Source organism: Bacillus cereus group sp. MG1, from assembly GCF_040460035.1.
GTDB lineage: Bacteria > Bacillota > Bacilli > Bacillales > Bacillaceae_G > Bacillus_A > Bacillus_A cereus.
Map to the genome: position 1 here is coordinate 2,971,083 of NZ_JARVGY010000001.1, position 19,906 is coordinate 2,990,988.

The window sequence follows — 19,906 nt, forward strand, 5'->3', positions numbered from 1 at the left end:
GGAGAGCAAGGGACGTTCAGTGATGAAGAATTAACCACTGATACGTTCCTTGCTCTTTGTTATAAAGCGAAATTAACGCATTGGGACTTGGAAGTCATGACAATTGGAGATTGTTTCGATTATATTGCAGAATTCGCTGAAATGGAGAATCCAGACAAAGAAAAAGTCAGAAAAGCAAACCAAAAAGACTTTGATTCATTCTAAGAAAGGGGTGAAAGAATGGCTGGAGGAAAAATCAAAGGGATTACGATTGAAATTGGTGGGAATACGCAGCCGTTACAAAACGCTTTAAAAGATGTAAATAAACAGAGTGATAGCTTAGCGACCGAACTGAAAGAGGTAGAGCGCCTTTTAAAATTTAATCCTGGTAATGTGGAAGCATTAGCCCAAAAACAACAGTTGCTTACACAACAAATTGAAAACACTACACAAAAGCTCGATAAATTAAAAGAAGCGGAGCAGCAGGTTCAAGCGCAATTCCAAAACGGAAAGATATCGGAAGAACAATATCGTGCGTTTAGACGTGAAATTGAATTTACACAAGGGTCACTTGATGGTTTGAAAAATAAGCTTGGTAATATGAAAGCTGAACAAGAAAATGTGGCAAGTTCAACAAGACAATTAGAAACGTTGTTTAGCGCTACAGGTAAAAGCGTGGATGATTTTGCAGGCGCATTAGGTAATCGTCTTGTAAATGCAATTAAAAGTGGATCGGCTACAAGTCGACAGTTAGAACAAGCAATCGGTCTTATTGGTCGTGAAGCTTTAGGAACTGAAGCTGATATTGAAAAGTTACAACGTGCGCTACGATCTGTGGATGCTGGGAATTCAATTCAGCAAGTACGAAATGAACTGAGAGATTTACAACAAGAAGCTGGGAGAACTGAGAAAAAGTTTGAAGGATTAAAAATAGGATTGGAAAATGTCATTGGTGGTATGGCAGCTGGTGGCGGTATTGCTAGTGCAGTAGAAAAAGCAATGGATATGTCAAAATTGAAAACTAAGATTGATATCATTTTTGATGTTCCAGAGTCTTCGAAAAAATCAGTGGAAGAAGCTATTAGGGGCGTTAGTACGTATGGTATTGACGCTGAAGAAGCATTAGAAGGTGTTCGCCGACAATGGGCATTGAATAAAGATGCTTCTGATGAAACAAATGCCGCTGTGGTTAAAGGGGCAGCGACCATTGCAGCATCCTATGCTGGAATTGATTTTAATGAACTTATACAAGAAACCAATGAGATTGGTGCAACATTAGGCATTACTAACGAGGAAGCATTGGGGTTAGTGAATACATTATTAAAAACAGGATTTCCACCAGAACAATTAGATATTATCGCAGAATATGGGGATCAGATGGTTCAAGCTGGTTTTTCGGCTAAAGAAGTCCAAGGAATCATGTCAGCAGGAGTAGATACTAAAAGTTGGAATATCGATAACCTATTGGATAAATGATTGTCCCTATGAGTGGCGACATTCATAGAAAACTCCTTTAATTCAGTGGAACTCTCAAAAGAGACAATACTGAGCGAAGCCTTTAACAAAGGAACGTGCAACGACTAGCTGAAAAGCGTAGGGTGTAAGCTGATGACATCCGAAATGGGGAGCATCTTATATAAAAGATGATGATATAGTCTGGTCTGTATAGTGATGTACAGAAGTTCATCAGAGAACTGGCAGGATGTTGCGAATCCTGTTGAACATATCGGGTGTAAAAGAAGGTCGTATTAAAATGGCCGAATTTGGTGCGGGTGTAGATAAATCTATGCAAGAGGTTTTAGATAAAACAAAAATCTCGGCGGATCAGTTTGAAAAATGGGGTCAGGCAATTGCTGGCGGTGGTGAAAATGGACAAAAGGCTATGCTTGAAGCAACTAAGGCTTTAGCAGGTGTTGAAAATGCAACAGACAGAAATGCACTTGGCACGAAGATGTTCGGTACTCTTTGGGAAGACCAAGGGAAGAAAATTATCGACACCATTTTGAAAGCGGAAGGTAAACAAGTCGATTTAAAAAAAGGAGTAGAGGACTTACAGGGTGCTACTTCTAAAATAGATGCATCTCCAGAGGTTAAATTTCAACAAGCAATGCAAGATTTACAAGTTGCTCTTCAGCCTGTTCTTGCAGTTATAGCAGATATTGTCTCTAAATTCTCTGAATGGATTTCCAATAATCCTGAATTAGCAGCTACTTTGGCAGCTATCGCAGTTGCTATTGGTGTAATTGCAGGAGCATTCATGGCTTTAGCACCAATAGTTGCTGTTATAACAAGTATAGGATGGGCGATGACAGGGTTGGTTGCTATTATTCCGATAATAGTAGCACTTGTTGTAGCTCTAGGTGTTGCAATTTATAAAAATTGGGATGATATCAAACAATGGACCATTGATGCTTGGAATGCAATAGGAGAGTTCTTAGTAGGGATATGGGATGGAATTGTACAATGGGCAAGTGAAACATGGAATAGTATTAGTGAATCTACTTCGGAAGTTTGGAACTCGATTAAAGAATACTTAATAGAGGTATGGAATGGAATAGTTGAGTCTTTATATGAAATATGGAATTCTATTGTTGAAACGACTACAGAAATATGGAATTCCATTGTGGAGTATTTGACTGGAATATGGGATGGAGTAGTTGAAACGTTATCGGAAGTTTGGAATGGCATCAGTCAAACTACTTCTGAAGTGTGGACAGCGATTAGTGAGTTTTTCATTAACACTTGGAATGGATTAGTTGCCTTTCTAACTCCTATTTTACAAGGAATTGCTGATTTCTTCTCTATGATTTGGAACGGCATTTCAACAGTGATTCAAACTGTATGGAATTTTATTACACAATACTTACAAGCGATTTGGACGGCCATTTTATACTTTGCCACGCCAATATTTGAAAGTATCAAGAATTTCATTTCTGAATGTTGGAATACCATTAGTTCTACTACAAGTCTTGTATGGGAAACAATTAAGAATTTCTTAGTTTCCTGTTGGAATGGACTTGTAGCATTTGTTATGCCGATTTTTGAACAAATCAAGTCTTGGATCATCACTGTGTGGGATACAATCAGTTCAGCAACAATGTCTGTATGGAATGCTGTTAAGAATTTCTTACAATCATGCTGGAACGGGTTAGTAGCTTTTGTAACGCCAATATTCACCTCAATAAAAGATTGGATTGTGAATACATGGAATACGATTAGTTCCACAACAAGTGCAGTATGGAATACGATTAAAAGCTATCTATCTAGCTTATGGAACGCAATTGTTTCCACAGCGAGTTCTGTATTCAATAGCATCAAAGAAGCCATTTCAACGGTTTGGAACATGATTAGTAGCACAAGTAGTAACGTGTGGAATGGTATTAAATCAACCCTCTCAAACATTTGGGAAGGTATCAAGTCAACCGCATCTTCTGTCTGGAATGGATTGAAAGAAGCCATTATGACGCCTGTTCGTTGGGTAACAGATGCGGTTAGTGGGGCATTTGAAGGCATGAAATCAGCAGTATTAGGCGTATGGGATGGTATTAAAAGTGGTATTCGTACAGCTATCAATGGAATTATTCGTATCATAAATAAATTTATAGATGGCTTTAATACACCAGCAGAATTATTAAACAATATACCAGGAGTTAGCGCTCCAACTATTCCACATGTACCAATGCTTGCGAAAGGCGGAAAACCTGTAGGAGATGGCTCATTTATTACTGGAGAAAAAGGACCCGAACTGTTTACTAAAAGAGGGAATTCTATCACAGTTACACCGTTATCTTCAAAAGAAAGATCCCTCGGTATCACTGGAACTATGAATCAACTAATGAGTGATATGAGCCGGATGATGGCTAGTTCAATGAGTCAATTATCAGGGTTAAAGAGTGTTATGAGTGGTGTGTATGGGAATATGTCAAATAGTAGACAAGCTATGGCAGCTAGTGTTGCGAATCCAGTGATTAATTATTCTTCAGGATCATCTGGCGGTGGAGTCATTCCAATGCTTGGTGGAGATTTAGTTATTGAAGTACCTGTTAATTTAGAAGGAAGAGACGTGGCACGCGGTACTTATCGCTATACAACCGAGTATCAAGAAAGAGAAGCAAAAAGAAACTCAGACTTTTAGGTTTGGGTTTCTTTTATTTTATAAAGAAACGGGGTGTCAAAATGAGCTCTTTTACATTCAACAATCAACGAAAAGAATATATCCAAATAGAAAAAGGATGGAGTCCACCAACATGGGCGCCTTTAAAACGTAATTTCTTAAAAACACCTGGATATCCAGGCGCGAGATTATTAGGAATGGAAACAGATCCTCGTCCACTTCCTGTTCCTGTGGGAATTATCGTTCCAGATGGAACAGATTTAGAAACGTTAAAAGAAGAAATAGCAGCTTGGTTAATTACAGAAGAAGCAGTTGAGCTAGTTTTTGATGTAACTCCTGATAGAACATATTTAGCTGTGATTGATGAAGAGTTTGATCCTGATGATTTTGTTACGTTAGGTAAAGGCACTTTGAAGTTTATTTGTCCGATGCCTTATAAATTAGGACCTACTCGAACAGTAGATTTTCAAACAGGTACGCTGGGGTTAACGGCAAATGTTCAAAACAAAGGAACTGTTCATTCTAATCCTATTATTGAGATTGACATTACGAAACCAAACACTTTTTTAGATGTATGGTTTGAAGATAAATATTCAAAGGAACCGGATTATTTCCGTATTGGAATGCCATTAAAAATGGAGCAATTGCCTGTAGAAAGAAATCAACGTCTTATATGGGATGAAATGTCCACAACTGTAGGGTGGAGTAAGGTTAGTTCTATGGAAGATGGTAATCCAGTTGGTGAAATGAAAACAGATAGTTACCAATTCTATTGTTCGGACTATGGATCAGGTAATGGATGGCATGGCGCAGCTGTTAAGAAGAGTATCCCTGGTGGGCCAGTACAAGATTTTATTATGCAAGCCCACGTTACATGTAAAAGTAAAACGATTAATGAAATGGGACGAGTTGAGATAGCGATACTCGATGAAAACAGCAAAGTTCTTTCAAAAATTGCCATGAATGACCTCTATTGGCAAGCTGAACAAAATTTTGGAACGATGGTAATTGGATATGATAATAAACCTGGAAAAACAGGTTTAATTTATGAGAGTGGTGATTATCTGAATACATGGAATCAGTATTATGGCAGGTTGTGGATCGCTAGAACCGGTAACGATTGGGAGGCTTATATTTCAAAATTTCTTCCTGGAACAGAAAAAGATGATTCAGAACGCTTTGCAAGGTGGACTGATAAAGACAATAAACATATGGAAAAAGCAGCTCAAATACAGATTAGTATCATGCAGTGGCAAGATGTTCCGCCAGTAGAAGCGATGACAGTTTCTGATTTGAAATTTTGGAAAGTGAATTTAAATAATCAAAATACACCGCCTTATATAGTCGATGTTGGTGACAAAGTCGTGATTGATACAGAAAACAGTCGTGTCAGTATTGAAGGGAAAAACGCTATAAACCTAAAAGATATTTTTAGTAATTTTCCTGTTATCAATAAAGGTATGAATAAACTTGAAATTATTCCTTCTGATATAGGAACAGCAAAGGTTAAATATAGGGAGCGATTTAGATGAGGACACCAAGTGGGATACTTCATGTTGTTGATTTTCAAACAGAACAAATTGTTTCCACTATCCAATCTAAAGACTATTGGGATGATAAACGACATTGGGAAATCAAGAACAATATTGATAAGTTTGATTTTACAACGGCTGATGGTACAGAACAAGCAGCTACACTCTTGCAACAAAACTTAGTGTTAAAAGAAGTGCGTAGCGGTGTTATTGTACCGTATGTAATTACTGAAGCTGAAAAAGTTTCTAATGATAGATCCGTAATTACTTATGCATCTGGTGAGTGGATTTTATTAGCGAAAGCAGGTGTTATCAATCCTCAACGAATTGAAGGGAAAACAGTTAATGAGTTTATTGACATAGCTTTAACAGGGACAAAGTGGAAACGAGGTCGTACAGAATACTCTGGTTTTCATACAATGACTATTAAAGAACCTACCAATCCGCTTAAATTATTAAAGGATATCGCTTCTCTTTTTGATTTGGAAATTGTGTATCGCGCTGAAGTTGTTGGTAATCAATTTATTGGTCGTTATGTGGATATGGTTAAGAAGCGCGGTCGAGAAATAGGTAAAGAAGTAACTCTTGGCAAAGATTTAATGGGAATCAAACGTATTGAAAACTCTCAAAATATCTGTACAGCGCTTATAGGGTTCGCTAAAGGTGAAGGAGATAAGATAATTACAGTTGAGAGTATTAATAATGGTTTGCCGTACATTGTAGATAATGTTGCGTTCCAGCGCTGGAATGAAAAAGGAAAGCATAAATTCGGATTCTATACTCCAGAGACAGAAGAAGATATAACTCCAGACCGTTTAATGACTCTTATGAAAACAGAGATGAAAAAACGTGTAAATACATCTGTTTCTTATGAAGTTGAAGCACAATCAATTGGTCGTGTGTTTGGATTGGCACATGAGTTAATTAATGAAGGCGATACAATCCGCATCAAAGATACTGGATTTACACCCAAGTTATACCTTGAAGCACGAGCAATCGCTGGCGATGAGTCATTTAAAGATCCGATGCAAGATAAATATGTATTTGGTGATTACCGTGAAATTGTTGATCCAAACGAGGAATTACGCAAGCTCTATAATAAAGTCCTGGCTTCATTAGGTAGTAAACAAGAAATTTTAGATCAGCTAGATAAGTTGGTTAAAGAAACTGCTGAAACAGCAAATGATGCTCAAAAAGAATCTGAATCCGCTAAGAAAATTGCTGAAAAGGTCCAGGAAAACCTGAAAAATAATACGGTAAATATTATTGAAGCTAAAAACCCACCAATTGATAATCTTATAGTAGGTAAAACATTATGGCGAGATATTAGTAACGGTAAACCTGGTATTTTAAAAGTGTGGAATGGTAAAGGGTGGGAGCTTCTTATTCCGGATGTGGAATCAATTAAAAAAGATACACTGGAGCAGGTAAGTAAGGATATTAAACTCACAAAAGAAGAATTAAATAAGAAAGTGGAAGAAGCGCAAGAAGAAGCCACTGGGCAATTTAATACAGTAACAGAGGGTCTTTCAAAAGTTACAAGAACTATTTCTGATGTACAAAGAGATCAAGGTGAGATTGATAAAAAAGTAACCCAGGTTGAACAGGATTCGGAGAAATTTAAATTGTCTATTGAAACATTAACGAAAAATAGTACTGAGACTACAAGTAAGGTCAACACCTTAGTAAGTGATGTGGACGGAAATACGAAAGTTATTTCAGAAGTTAAAGAAAGTGTAGCAAACATTAATGACGATGTAAGAAACCTGTTAATCGGTTCCAAATCTTTTGATGGTGCTTTGACCTGGGCACAAGCAGACAATCGTTGGTGGCTTAAATCAGCAGATAAAGTTAAAATTTCAAAGGATGTTTTTCAAGGTAATGCAGTCGTAGAAACTCAATCATCATGGACTGCTTTGGCTTATAATTTCAAAGATTTGGTGAATCGGGGAGTTGTCAAAGTAGGAGATAAAGTAACCTATTCTATTCATACTCGAGTAAAAGGTTTACCGAATGGCCAAGACTTACAACACACTTTCTATTTTGCAGCAGGGGCTACTGGAATCCGTCCAAATAAATCTACTAATCAATGGCAACGTGTAAGTGTTTCGTTTGTAGTGACAGCGGGCATGATGGCATCAACGGGAACAGATAATGAGAGTCATTTACGTATAGAACCTGATGCAAACCCTCCTGCTGGTTGTTGGTATCAGCAGAGTTCACCACAATTGACTATAGGAAGCAAAGATTATTCATGGCGACCTGCTCCTGAAGATATTGCAGATGGTAATGTTTTCACCAAGATAACAACCGAGATCAAAGAAGAGGCTGGGAGAATCTCTAAAAAATTGGAGCAGGTTGAATCTCGTACAGTGGGTGTTGAAAACTGGCTAATCAATACTGGGCGAAATCAAAAGCCACAAACAATTGGAATGTCTGGAGGTGCACTAGTCAACAAAGCTACTCAATCATTCACTGAGGATTACATGATTGTAGAATGTACAGATCATACCGACTCTTTCTACCAATTCCATCTAGATAATACTAAGATGGGTGACTACGAAAAAGAGAAAGATATGACATTTAGTATCGATATGCAAAACGATGTTCCTATTGATTTAATTGTATTCCAATTTATTAATGGAGTTTGGGCAGAAAACTTGTACAATAGATTCCCTGTCGCTAATTGGTCTAGAAGATCATTTACATTTAAAATTGAGGCGCGGGCAACTGGATGGGGATTACGATTAAGATTTGAAAGAAACGAAAATTCAAAGGGTAAGAAATTTCGTTTCAAGAAACCTAAACTAGAAAAAGGTTCTGTTCCTACAGGTTTTACAAAATCGACTTATGAGTTGGAGCAAAGTTTCGAGGGTGTAAAAGAGCGTATTGAAAAAACGGAATCTATCATTAATGATGCTGGTGATCGTAACTATGTACGTAATGGAGATTTCACACACTATTGGGCCGATAACGACCTGCAATGGGATAAGAACCTAAACGGTAATTTGCGCGCTGGTAATTGGGCAACAGGTTATAACGCTGGAACAACAGATCCTACAAAGGGTTATCATATGCACGTTAATGACAAAAAGTTTGGGTATCCTGTAGTTGCTGTTATTAACAAAAATGGTCAATTCGGTCAAGCTAAAAGGTGGCTTGGAATGCCTCAAGAAATGCCAGCTAGTTTCCGAAATGATTTCCAGCCAGGTGATACGTACACGATCGCTTTAGATGTATGGACGGAAACAGCAAATAACAAAATAGCGGTAGGATTACACCACTTTATTGAGGGTAACACTTCAATGGGCTTTCATAGTGGGGGGACGCCAGAATTAACGATCGAACCTGTTAAAAAATGGGTTCGTGTGTATGCAACAATGAAATTACATGATAAATCAGATATGAAAAAAGGTTTTAGCTTGTATATTTATGGCGATCGTTCTGCTGATGGTAGTGAATGCTACTTCAAAAATGTATCTGTGTTAAAAGGATCTATGCCGAAAGCATTCGCTCCGTCTCCGGAAGATGGGGTAAAAGAAAATGTATTCAGCCAGAAAGTAACGGAGATTACGAAGAACGCCGAAGGGATAACAAGTGATGTAAAAAAAATACAGGAAATACAAACTCAGCAAGGGCAAACACTGACTGAAGCTACTACAACGATCCTGCAACAATCTGAAGAATTGAAGCTAGCAATGAAAAAGAAAGATGTTGAAGCTTATGTAGGTGGAATCGGTAATCAAACTGTATTACGGAATGTTCTTTGGAAGAATGATACAAAATATTGGGTTCTTCAATCAGGCACAACAAGAGATACACAAGTCACTTATAAGGGATGCAATTCACTTAGTGTTATTACTACAGGTAATGCGAGTAATTTGTATAAAGGAGCATCGCACGAGTATATAAATGCTGGACCTGGATGGAATTATGTTTTCTCTGCTTACTTTTATACAGATAACAAAGCTAGTATAGATGCCGGAGCTGCTATCGAGCTCCAATGTTACGATGTAAACAATAAAATGATTAAAAGTTACTTGCAAGAAATAACTATTTCACAAGGAACATGGATTCGTACACATGTGGCAGGGCTATTAGTCGAAGGTACAAAAAAAGTTAAAGTAATGTTTTGGGTTCGTAAAAATGGTCGTCTATGGATGGCACAACCCATGCTACAAATTGGTGATAAACCTTCTTCATTCATGGAGAACCCTGTTGATATTGTAGATAAAGATAAAATCATGGAAGAATTGGCCGATAAGATAGCAACTAAAGATTACGATAAAAAAGTAACTGAATTAGAAAGAAGTATTAGTGCTACTGAAAAAGGCGTTTCAATCATCTCTGGAAAACAAGAAACGTTTATAAATGAGACTTATAATGCCTATGTAAAAAAAACAGAATCTAAGTTAGAAGTGTTAGATGAAGGAATTTTAGCGCAGATTTTAAAGGACGGCATTGTCACTGCGATCAATTTGTCCCCTGGGAAAATTACAATCAATGCTGCAAAGCTAGATATTAATGCAGATACAATGGTGAAATGGTTAACTGCAAAAGGCATTGATACGAATCTTATTAGAATTGATGGTGATAAGATAACCATTGATAAAGATGGTGTAACTGTTAAAATGCTAGACTTCCTATTCCAAGATGAATGGGGGACAAAAACAACTGCGGTATCAAGACGAAACTTAATAGCAGATCCAGACTTTTCTAGTGTTACAAAGAAAAACATTGGACATAACGATTATTATGGGTTTGAAGGTGGATACGGTCTTACTTGGAAGTCCTGGGGAAATGTCGTAATAGAAAAGAATACACATATATTCGATTACGAGCAGATGGTGAATGCTGCAAGGGTAGATATGTATAACTATCCAGAAGCAATTGTGAATAATGGGATACATCCTGGAAATGAATACACATTATCTGCTCATTTTAGAACAGCCATGATAAATGGGGTACGTAAAACAGGGAAGCCGCGCTTACAAGTATGCTGCGTTAAATTCCGAGATAACGTAAGTTACGACATATTGAGTGAACAAAAGATGGACTTCCCTGAGCCGTCTACATTCTACGGAGAAATCAGAAGGTATTCTTTTACTTTCAAAGTGCCAACAAACTATATTCCGCAACAACACGCATTGATTATTAAAGTTTGTTCTGGAAATGCTGATATGAGACAAGGGACAGCGATTTGTGTAAGTGGTGTAACGCTATACAGTGGCAAATATGCATCTATGTATAATTGGGATCGTGCTGCAGCAGAAAGAGCAGATGGCATTCAGCCGTTTAACGCAATTGCTGTAGGTGGTGTGAATAACAATATAGCTCCAGCACCAGACGGACAAACGTTTGATATAAGTACTGAAAAAGAAGTTAAAATCTATCGGAATATACGAGCAATGCAGGGGATTAACTTAGGTGGCGGTGGATTTCAACAATGGGGTCATATTCGCTTTACAGACGGTAATATGGGATCGGGTTTTTATGCGAGTACTCCAAGTGGTTGGAAATTTAACGCACTTGGATAGAAAGGAGAAGTAAGAATGAATGAAAATCAAATGATGCCACTTCAAGCAGGTGAAAGCTTTCCTTTTATGGGGAGGCTAGTGGATGCAGAGCGCACAGAGACAGGGGTTTTTGTTCAAATACCTGCTGATATGTTAAATAATGCAGGTATTCTACAAGGTACTAGCAGGGTTGAAGTATGGAGAGAGATGGATGGGACAGTAAAGTTTCGAATTGCTACGCTATGTGAAATATGTAAACGCGGAGCACGTTTGTACCCACTAGATATGGGATTTGCGAAAAAGAATATTTGTTTAGAGTGTTATGCATCACTTACAGGGAATTATCCATCTCAAGAACCGCCAACACCAACTAATGAAAATAACATACAAACAGAGCAGGAGCAGCAATAGCTGGTCTTTTTTTATTGCTAAAAAAGGAGATGAAAAGATGGATCGTATTGATGTATTATTAAAAACCTTTATTGCCACTTTCGGTGGCTTTTGCGGGTATTTCTTGGGAGGATGGGATACAACATTGAAAATCTTAGTGACGATGGCAGTTATTGATTATTTAACTGGCATGATTGCAGCAGGATATAACGGAGAATTAAAAAGTAAAGTGGGTTTCAAAGGCATCGCCAAAAAGGTGGTGCTTTTTCTTTTGGTAGGAGCGGCAGCTCAACTAGATTCGGCACTAGGAAGCAATAGCGCCATTCGTGAAGCGACGATCTTTTTCTTTATTGGAAATGAGTTGCTTTCACTTTTAGAAAATGCAGGGCGTATGGGAATACCTTTGCCTTCAGCTTTAACAAATGCAGTCGAAATTTTAGGTGGTAAACAAAAACAAGAAGAGAAAAAGGGAGATGTTCAATAATGGAAATTAGAAAAAAATTAGTTGACCCAAGTAAATATGGTATAAAGTGTCCTTATACAATGAATCCGGAATTTATTACAGTCCACAATACTTACAACGATGCTACAGCAGAAAACGAAGTATCTTATATGATTCGTAATGACAACCAAGTGTCGTTTCATATCGCGGTAGATGATAAAGAAGCAGTACAAGGAATCCCTTTAGAGCGTAACGCCTGGCATACTGGCGACGGTAACGGGAATGGTAATCGTAAATCTATTGGGGTTGAAATTTGCTACTCTTTAAGCGGCGGAGATAGATATTATAAAGCGGAAGACAATGCAGCTATCCTTGTAGCTCAACTAATGAAACAGTACAATGTTCCAATTAATAAAGTCCGTACACATCAATCGTGGAGTGGGAAGTACTGTCCTCATCGTATGTTGGCGGAAGGACGTTGGAATAACTTTATTGAAAGAGTCCAAAATGCATACAATGGAGGTAGTAGTTTAATCACCTCAAAGCCAACTTCACCTTTTAATAATGAAACAGGTGTCGCAAATATTGAAGGAAATGGAGTTAATCTCCGTGAAGGTCCAGGTACTGGATACGGGGTTATTCGTCAATTAGGTAAAGGTGAGTCCTACGAAGTATGGGGACAATCAAATGGATGGTTAAATCTTGGTGGCGATCAGTGGATTTATAATGATTCATCATACATTCGTTATACAGGAGAAAAAGTACCAGCACCTTCTAAATCTTTAAATGATGGCATTGGTGTAGTGACTATTACAACTGATGTATTACGTGTTCGTAAAGGTCCAGGAACTAACTATGGCATCGTGAAAAATGTGTATCAAGGGGAAAAATATCAAACGTGGGGATATAGAGACGGTTGGTATAATGTTGGAGGCGACCAATGGGTTTCTGGTGAATATGTGAAGTTTGAAAAATAAAACATATTACTGTACAAAAGAATAGTTTTATTAAAATGAATAATAAAAACCAGAGTGCTCTTGAGGAGTACTCTGGCTACATGGGATGCTTACTATACAAGAGGAACACGTGTGATTTTATTTTATGTAGTAACAGACTGAAATATGAGAAAAACACTCCTGCTGTTGTGAACGGGAGTGTTTTTCTGTATATAAAATGGCATCATGCCAGGAGCAGTTTATTATATGCTTCTAAAGTGCCTAACATGCTGTGAAAACAAAAAAACACCTTCTCCGGTAAGAAGGCGTCAAAAATGTGGTGATTCTCTAGATGCATAAATAATATATGCTAAATGAGTCATTTCTATGTAATTAAAATTTACTTTTAGATAATGCCTTTAATATTGGATTTATAATTCTGCTAATTAAACGAAATCCCCTGAATATAGAGCTAACAACTTTCATAACGTTAGAATCTCTTTTTATTTTAAACACCTACTTTCGCAATTCCGCTTGTAGAATAAAGTTTTCTTTTATACTGCCTTTATATGTATACCTTATTTTATTCTTTTGATAAACCTTTGTATGATCTTTACTAAATATTATTTCGTCACTAAGGCCAAGTTCTTGTTTAACTAAATTGCGTTCTCCAAAATTCAGTGAATCATCCATCGTTCCTATTAATAATAAGAAAGCGAATTTAAAGTCTTCCATCTCAGTAAAATAAGCATTTGGAGTCATTGCTAATGAAGCTTTTTTTATATTTTTATTATTATCAGTTTCTAAAACAATAATAATATTGTCTGATAAACCAATAGACGTTCTCCCGTCTTTTAAAATTTCAGTTGAGTTAATTTTTAGCTTTGTTTTTTCTCCCATCTCTTTCAATGCTTTTTCTACTCTTTTTGTGTATTCATCTACTGTTAATTTAGCCTCTTTATTTTCTGCAACCGCAGGTTTAGTGCCATCCTTTTTATTACCACTAACACCAGCAGCAACAAAAATTATTATTAGTGCAGCAATAATCCAAACCCACCATTTTTTATAAAACGGTTTTTTCATATAGTTTCCCTCCATAGATTTATACCTAAATCATACCAATTTCATACAACAACTGTAAATGTTAGTTTGTAATATATTGACGAAACAGAACAGTTGTTCTATAATTTATACAAACAAATGTTCTTGTGGAGGTCATCTTATGAATCACTTACTTAAGTGTTCGTTCAATCAAAAAATACCAATCGAATTAATTTATTTAAAGAGTTCTGGAGATTTCTCTCAAAGAACTGTAATTGTTAGGAAGATATATGAAGATCGTGTATTAGTGTATTGCATGCAAAAACAACAAGTTAGAATGCTGAAATTGGCTAATATACTATCAGTTGATAAAGTAAGAAATACATACCAATATGCTTAAAAATAAATAATGAGGTGAGGTCATATGTCAACAGCAATTCCAAAACCACCAAAGAAAAAGGCTACTAAAAAAGAACCTAGACCATACATGGATGAATTCGAACAACAAGAGGCTGCTGAATTAATTCAATTGGCAGTACAAGATGATACAGAATTAGTATTTACTGTGTATCGAAAATATAAAGAACCAGATGTTATCCGAGGTAAAATAATCAAACTTGAACAACAACTGAATAGAATTGTAGTGAGTGATGGACCGAATGCAATACATAAAATTCAATTCATGGATATTTTAAAAATCGCAACGCCTAGTTAATTTAGCTAGGTGTTTTTTATATGGCCATAAATTCTTTATCGAAGTAGAACTTGTCCATTAAGTTGTTTACAATCCCGTTGAAATAAGCGAATTTACCCTTTTTCATTTTTACTCGGGATTTAATTTTCATAACAAATTCTTTAATAGCTTTTAAGCCAATAGTTAACTCTTGTTCTTTAGTAAATGCTGTATCACCTGTTGTATGGTTAACAATTTTATTACACTGTCTTACGACCTTCCACAGTTCTTGAATTGTTTTAGATTCACTGTAGAAAGAGCCAACTAAAGAAATAAAACGCTCTGGTACCCAATGAGCAACAAAGTCAGCTTGTTCCATATTCTCTTCTGGAGTATTGCTATTCTCATTACTATTACGTTTGTTTATATCTTTTATATTTTGTTTTAAGGAAACAGGTTTTGTTTTATTGGTGTGACACTTTTTTTCATTTTTAACAGGTGCTTGTGTGACAACCTGTTCCTCCACAATGATTGGTTGAATAACAATAGCGTTACATGTTTGTCTCATATCGATTTTACGCTTCATTTCTAGCTGTTTAATAATACCTAAAGATTCTAGGTGTAGGCATACTCTAATAACCGTTCTACGGCTAATATTAAGGTCTTCAGCGATGTGTTTTTTCGTTCTGAAAGATACGCCAAAGAACTTAGAAGAATAGTTGTGTAATTTATTTAATACAGTTAATTGAGTTTTGTTTAACTGATCGGCGAATTTCTCTTTGTACGCCCGAACAGTTTTATTTAATTCATCAATAGTTTTGAATGTTGCTAGATTTTTATATGTTTCATTACCTGCAATAATTGTAATTCCTTGTTTCTTTTCCATAGTGGTTTGTCTCCTTTTTGGAAACAAAAAAGCAACGTCACCAATTTGGTAAACGTTGCTTAATAGACCCTGCATGATGTAAAATAGCTCATGAGAGTATAGCAAGTGTTTACCTGGCCTAATCAGGTGGACGGTATATAGAGTGTTCGTAGCACTTTACATACACGCTGTGCTCTCTTGTTTTGTGTAGATTTTGCACGCTGAAATAATTTTGCATGAATTTTGCACGATTACTTCTGGAAATCTAAAGGAGCCTTGATATAAAAGGGGTGTTTTGCTATTAGTTCGAATCCCTCTGGGCGCGTCAAAAAGTCCTAACTTACGTTTTGTAGGTTAGGACTTTTTTTATTTACCTCTTGTTACATCTAGTAATAAGATTTACTATTAGTACTTGATAATAATTTTTAATTTTATTATTTTCTTTCAATATTATTCAAATTTCGGTTGTAAGTTGTAAATCTCATTAATACATATAAATTAATAATATTTTGGAATGGGTGTCTGCGTGAGGATTCTCCTTTTACCAAACTTATTGTACAATAGAAACAAGGGGGAGATTAGTTTGAAGGCAAGTCTTTTACAAGAACAAAGCTTACGTTTGGCAATGACACAAGAGTTAAGGCAAGCGATTACAATGCTCCAGTATAATGTACAAGAATTATCGGAGTTTTTGTATGAGCAATCGTTAGAGAATCCCCTTATTGAGTTAGGTGGTTTTGAGAGGGAGAAGAAAAAGAGCTCTAACAACAGTAAAAGTACCAGCAAACAAGTCGAGAATCAGATGGAGATCTACAGTGTGGATTCTACAACGATTCAGCAACATTTATTAAATCAAATACAGTATTATAAAATAGATGAAGAAGAGCGAAAAGTAGCTTCTTTCATTATTATGAACATGGATGGAAATGGATATTTACAAGAAACGAATGAAGAGTTAGCAGAGCTCCTTTCTGCACATATTCATGTAGTCGACCGTTCTGTAGAGCTTGTCCAATCACTGGAGCCAGCAGGGGTAGGGGCGCGTAATATTCAGGAATGTTTAACCTTACAATTGAAGCGCTTACAAAGACGTAATGGATTAGCAGAAGAGGTTGTAGAAGATCATTTCGCTTATTTTGTGAAGAAAGATTGGCGAAAGCTCGTTCAAGTGTTGAAATGTAGTAATGAGGAATTGCAGAGTGCGGTAAATTGTATAACGTCATTACAACCAAAACCAGGTCTTGCGTTTTCTTCAGATAAACCACTTTACATTGTACCTGATATGGCGGTGAAAAAAGATGGCGATCGCCTCGTTTTACAAATGAATGAGAGAAATATGCCGAGAATTGAAATTCATTCTGAATATAGTGCGCTTCTTAATAATAGTGAAAGTGAAGTAGCATCTTACGTATCAGAAAAGTATCAGCATGTGCAGTGGATTATGCGCAGTTTGAAGCAGAGAAAACAGACATTGCTGCAAGTAATGACTATTATTATGGAAAAACAACGTGATTTCTTCTGGAAAGGTCCAGAGTATTTAAGACCTCTCGCTTTAAAAGAGGTAGCGGAAGAGTTAAGTGTGCATGAATCGACAATTAGTCGTGCGACGCGAAATAAATATGTGCAAACACCACACGGTTTATTTGAGATGAAATCGTTCTTTAGCAATGCCGTTTCGACGACTGAAGATGAAGCAGTTTCTACAAAACGTGTAAAACAATTTATTCAAACGCTAATTGGGGCAGAGGATAAGAAAAAGCCACTTTCAGATCAAAAGATTTCAAAATTATTAGAAGAAGAGCATGAAATTGTTATTTCTCGAAGAACAGTGGCGAAGTATAGAGAACAAATGCATATCCCAGCTTCGTCATTACGAAAAACGATCGGATAGGTGAAGAAGATGAAAGTTGTACTGTATACTAAAAAAGATTGTGGCCTTTGCGTGAAGGCGAAACAAGTTTTACAGGAAGTACAATGTGAATATTCTTTTCAAATCGAGGAAATAGATATATATGAAGATAATGACCTTTTAGAAAAATATCACTTAATGATTCCGGTTGTAGAAATGGACGGAAAACAAGTAGAATATGGTAACATTCACAAAGGTGTCATAATAAACTATATAAAGAATGCAGTTAAGAGTTGAATAAGTTTCTATCTCCTGTTACAATAATACACGTAGCAGGGATTATTTTTTTAACCTATGTGGGACACAAAATGTCACTACGGGACGTAAAGTGACCACGAGGGAAAATGAACCGATGTAGTGAGGAGAAAAGATATGCGCTCATGGATTCAGAATACAAAAAAATTATTACCTGATCTGCTACCTGTTATGCAAACGAGAATGCAAATTCTTCAATACATTAGGCTCATGCAGCCGATTGGAAGAAGAAACTTATCAGCAAGTCTCGGTATGACAGAACGAGTATTGCGAAGTGAAGTTCAAGTTTTGAAAGAACAAAACTTAGTTCACGTCGCTTCTTCTGGAATGACTTTGACAGAAGAAGGAACAGCTTTAGTTCTTGCTTTGGAAGACTTTATGAAAGAAATTTCCGGGTTAAAGGTTTTAGAAAAGCAACTTAAGGAAACATTAGACTTGGATGAAGTTTTCGTTGTCCCTGGTGATAGTGATGAATCACCTTGGGTCAAACTGGAGATGGGCCGTGCTTGTGTGACTTGTATAAAAGACCGTCTGACAGCGAATAATATCGTTGCTGTGGCTGGAGGAACTACGCTAGCTGCTGCTGCGGACATGATGCAACTTGATTGCAAAGATTTACATATGCTATTTGTCCCAGCACGTGGTGGAATTGGAGAAGGTGTTGAATTAGAAGCCAATACCATTTGTGCCAAGATGGCGCAAAATACGATGAGTAATTATCGCTTATTGTATGTTCCAGACCATGTTAGTAGCGAAGCATATGCGTCTATTGTGACAGAGCCTTCCGTGAAAGAAGTTCTTGAGTTGATTCGATCTTCCAATATCGTCATTCATGGAATAGGTGATGCGTTAACAATGGCACGTCGCAGAAGTACTTCAGAAGCAGATTGGTTAAAGATTCAGGCAAGCGAAGCAGTTGGCGAAGCTTTCGGTTACTACTTTAATGAAGAAGGAAATGTTGTTCATAAAGTAAGAACGGTTGGTATGCAACTAGAGGACTTACAAAATGTATCTCACGTTGTTGCAGTCGCTGGAGGTTCTTCAAAGGCAAAAGCAATACAGGCTGTAATTAAACAAGGGCACACTTCAATTCTAATTACAGATGAAGGTGCAGCAAAACAGTTAACAAAGGGTTTTACCCTTTAATATAATCCCCCAAGGAGGAAATTCAAATGACTAAAATTGGTATTAATGGATTTGGACGTATCGGACGTAACGTATTCCGCGCAGCTCTTAACAACTCTGAGGTAGAAGTAGTAGCAATCAACGACTTAACAGATGCTAAAACATTAGCTCACCTTTTAAAATATGACACAGTTCACGGAACTTTAAATGCAGAAGTATCTGCTAACGAAAACAGCATCGTTGTTAACGGTAAAGAAATTAAAGTTATCGCTGAGCGTGACCCAGCTCAATTACCATGGAGCGACTACGGAGTAGAAGTAGTAGTAGAATCTACTGGCCGTTTCACTAAAAAATCAGACGCTGAGAAACACTTAGGTGGATCAGTTAAGAAAGTTATCATCTCAGCTCCAGCTTCTGACGAAGATATCACTGTAGTTATGGGTGTTAACCACGAACAATACGATGCAGCTAACCACAACGTAGTATCTAACGCTTCTTGTACTACAAACTGTCTAGCTCCATTCGCTAAAGTATTAAACGAAAAATTCGGCGTAAAACGCGGAATGATGACAACAATTCACTCTTACACTAACGACCAACAAATCTTAGACTTACCACACAAAGATTTACGTCGTGCTCGTGCAGCAGCTGAAAACATGATCCCAACATCTACTGGTGCAGCTAAAGCTGTAGCATTAGTATTACCAGAACTTAAAGGTAAATTAAACGGTGGCGCTGTACGTGTTCCAACTGCTAACGTTTCTCTAGTTGACTTAGTTGTTGAACTTGACAAAGAAGTAACAGTTGAAGAAGTAAATGCAGCATTCAAAGCAGCAGCTGAAGGCGAATTAAAAGGTATCCTTGGATACAGCGAAGAGCCATTAGTATCTATCGACTATAACGGATGTACAGCTTCTTCTACAATCGATGCATTATCTACAATGGTAATGGAAGGTAACATGGTTAAAGTACTTTCTTGGTACGATAACGAAACTGGTTACTCTAACCGCGTAGTAGACCTAGCAGCTTACATGACTTCAAAAGGTCTTTAATTCTTAATTATATAAGTTATCAATGACAAAACGAGGGAGAGGGTTTGTTCCCTCTCTCTCTTCTTTCGTTTTAAAAGC

Annotated in this window: 15 protein-coding genes; 13 read left to right on the forward strand and 2 right to left on the reverse strand. The window is 36.9% G+C overall.

Features of this window, described 5'->3' with window-relative positions:
• Positions 1 to 219: 219 nt before the first annotated feature.
• From QCI79_RS15460 to QCI79_RS15490, 7 genes are all read left to right on the forward strand, one after another.
• Positions 220 to 1,455, forward strand: a complete 1,236-nt coding sequence (locus QCI79_RS15460) for a hypothetical protein (protein ID WP_021727800.1) — start codon at positions 220 to 222, stop codon at positions 1,453 to 1,455.
• 277 nt (positions 1,456 to 1,732) lie between these two features.
• Entirely contained in the window at positions 1,733 to 4,114 is a 2,382-nt protein-coding gene (locus QCI79_RS15465) for a phage tail protein (protein WP_021729404.1), read from the forward strand.
• Between the two features lie 41 nt (positions 4,115 to 4,155).
• Complete coding sequence (locus QCI79_RS15470; RefSeq protein WP_021727798.1) at positions 4,156 to 5,625, forward strand: distal tail protein Dit; 1,470 nt, start codon at positions 4,156 to 4,158, stop codon at positions 5,623 to 5,625.
• A complete protein-coding gene (locus QCI79_RS15475; protein WP_021727797.1) occupies positions 5,622 to 11,162 on the forward strand; it encodes a phage tail spike protein in 5,541 nt (1,846 codons plus the stop codon). Before QCI79_RS15470 ends, QCI79_RS15475 begins: the two co-directional genes overlap by 4 nt.
• A gap of 15 nt (positions 11,163 to 11,177) precedes the next feature.
• The gene (locus QCI79_RS15480; protein WP_021727796.1) at positions 11,178 to 11,552 is read left to right on the forward strand and encodes a hypothetical protein; all 375 of its coding nucleotides are present in this window, start codon (positions 11,178 to 11,180) and stop codon (positions 11,550 to 11,552) included.
• Positions 11,553 to 11,589: 37 nt separating this feature from the next.
• Positions 11,590 to 12,015, forward strand: a complete 426-nt coding sequence (locus QCI79_RS15485) for a phage holin family protein (protein WP_000373898.1) — start codon at positions 11,590 to 11,592, stop codon at positions 12,013 to 12,015.
• A complete protein-coding gene (locus QCI79_RS15490; RefSeq protein ID WP_021727795.1) occupies positions 12,015 to 12,950 on the forward strand; it encodes an N-acetylmuramoyl-L-alanine amidase in 936 nt (311 codons plus the stop codon). The genes QCI79_RS15485 and QCI79_RS15490 overlap by 1 nt, the downstream gene beginning before the upstream one ends.
• Positions 12,951 to 13,424: 474 nt before the next feature.
• Here QCI79_RS15490 and QCI79_RS15495 read toward each other — a convergent pair whose 3' ends face one another.
• Positions 13,425 to 13,991 (reverse strand): hypothetical protein, encoded by a 567-nt coding sequence (locus QCI79_RS15495; protein WP_021727794.1) that lies wholly within the window; start codon positions 13,989 to 13,991, stop codon positions 13,425 to 13,427.
• A 139-nt stretch (positions 13,992 to 14,130) separates the two neighbouring features.
• Here QCI79_RS15495 and QCI79_RS15500 point away from each other — a divergent pair, with 139 nt between their 5' ends.
• Together QCI79_RS15500 and QCI79_RS15505 are read left to right on the forward strand one after the other, a co-directional pair.
• Positions 14,131 to 14,349: a hypothetical protein gene (locus tag QCI79_RS15500; RefSeq protein ID WP_001016120.1), complete on the forward strand. Its 219-nt coding sequence runs from the start codon at positions 14,131 to 14,133 to the stop codon at positions 14,347 to 14,349.
• A 24-nt stretch (positions 14,350 to 14,373) separates the two neighbouring features.
• Complete coding sequence (locus tag QCI79_RS15505; RefSeq protein ID WP_048549388.1) at positions 14,374 to 14,664, forward strand: YolD-like family protein; 291 nt, start codon at positions 14,374 to 14,376, stop codon at positions 14,662 to 14,664.
• A gap of 16 nt (positions 14,665 to 14,680) precedes the next feature.
• Here the strand turns inward: QCI79_RS15505 and QCI79_RS15510 are convergent, their stop codons facing one another.
• Complete coding sequence (locus QCI79_RS15510; protein ID WP_048549466.1) at positions 14,681 to 15,508, reverse strand: helix-turn-helix domain-containing protein; 828 nt, start codon at positions 15,506 to 15,508, stop codon at positions 14,681 to 14,683.
• 562 nt (positions 15,509 to 16,070) lie between these two features.
• Here QCI79_RS15510 and rpoN point away from each other — a divergent pair.
• The 4 genes from rpoN (at position 16,071) to gap (ending at position 19,828) form a co-directional block, all read left to right on the forward strand.
• Entirely contained in the window at positions 16,071 to 17,378 is a 1,308-nt protein-coding gene (gene rpoN / locus QCI79_RS15515) for an RNA polymerase factor sigma-54 (RefSeq protein ID WP_000647955.1), read from the forward strand.
• A gap of 9 nt (positions 17,379 to 17,387) precedes the next feature.
• On the forward strand, positions 17,388 to 17,633 hold the full coding sequence (locus QCI79_RS15520) for a glutaredoxin family protein (protein WP_000869730.1): 246 nt from the start codon (positions 17,388 to 17,390) through the stop codon (positions 17,631 to 17,633).
• A gap of 135 nt (positions 17,634 to 17,768) precedes the next feature.
• Positions 17,769 to 18,797: a gapA transcriptional regulator CggR gene (cggR, locus tag QCI79_RS15525; RefSeq protein ID WP_001258185.1), complete on the forward strand. Its 1,029-nt coding sequence runs from the start codon at positions 17,769 to 17,771 to the stop codon at positions 18,795 to 18,797.
• A 26-nt stretch (positions 18,798 to 18,823) separates the two neighbouring features.
• Entirely contained in the window at positions 18,824 to 19,828 is a 1,005-nt protein-coding gene (gene gap, locus QCI79_RS15530) for a type I glyceraldehyde-3-phosphate dehydrogenase (protein ID WP_000161236.1), read from the forward strand.
• The last annotated feature ends 78 nt before the right edge of the window (positions 19,829 to 19,906 follow it).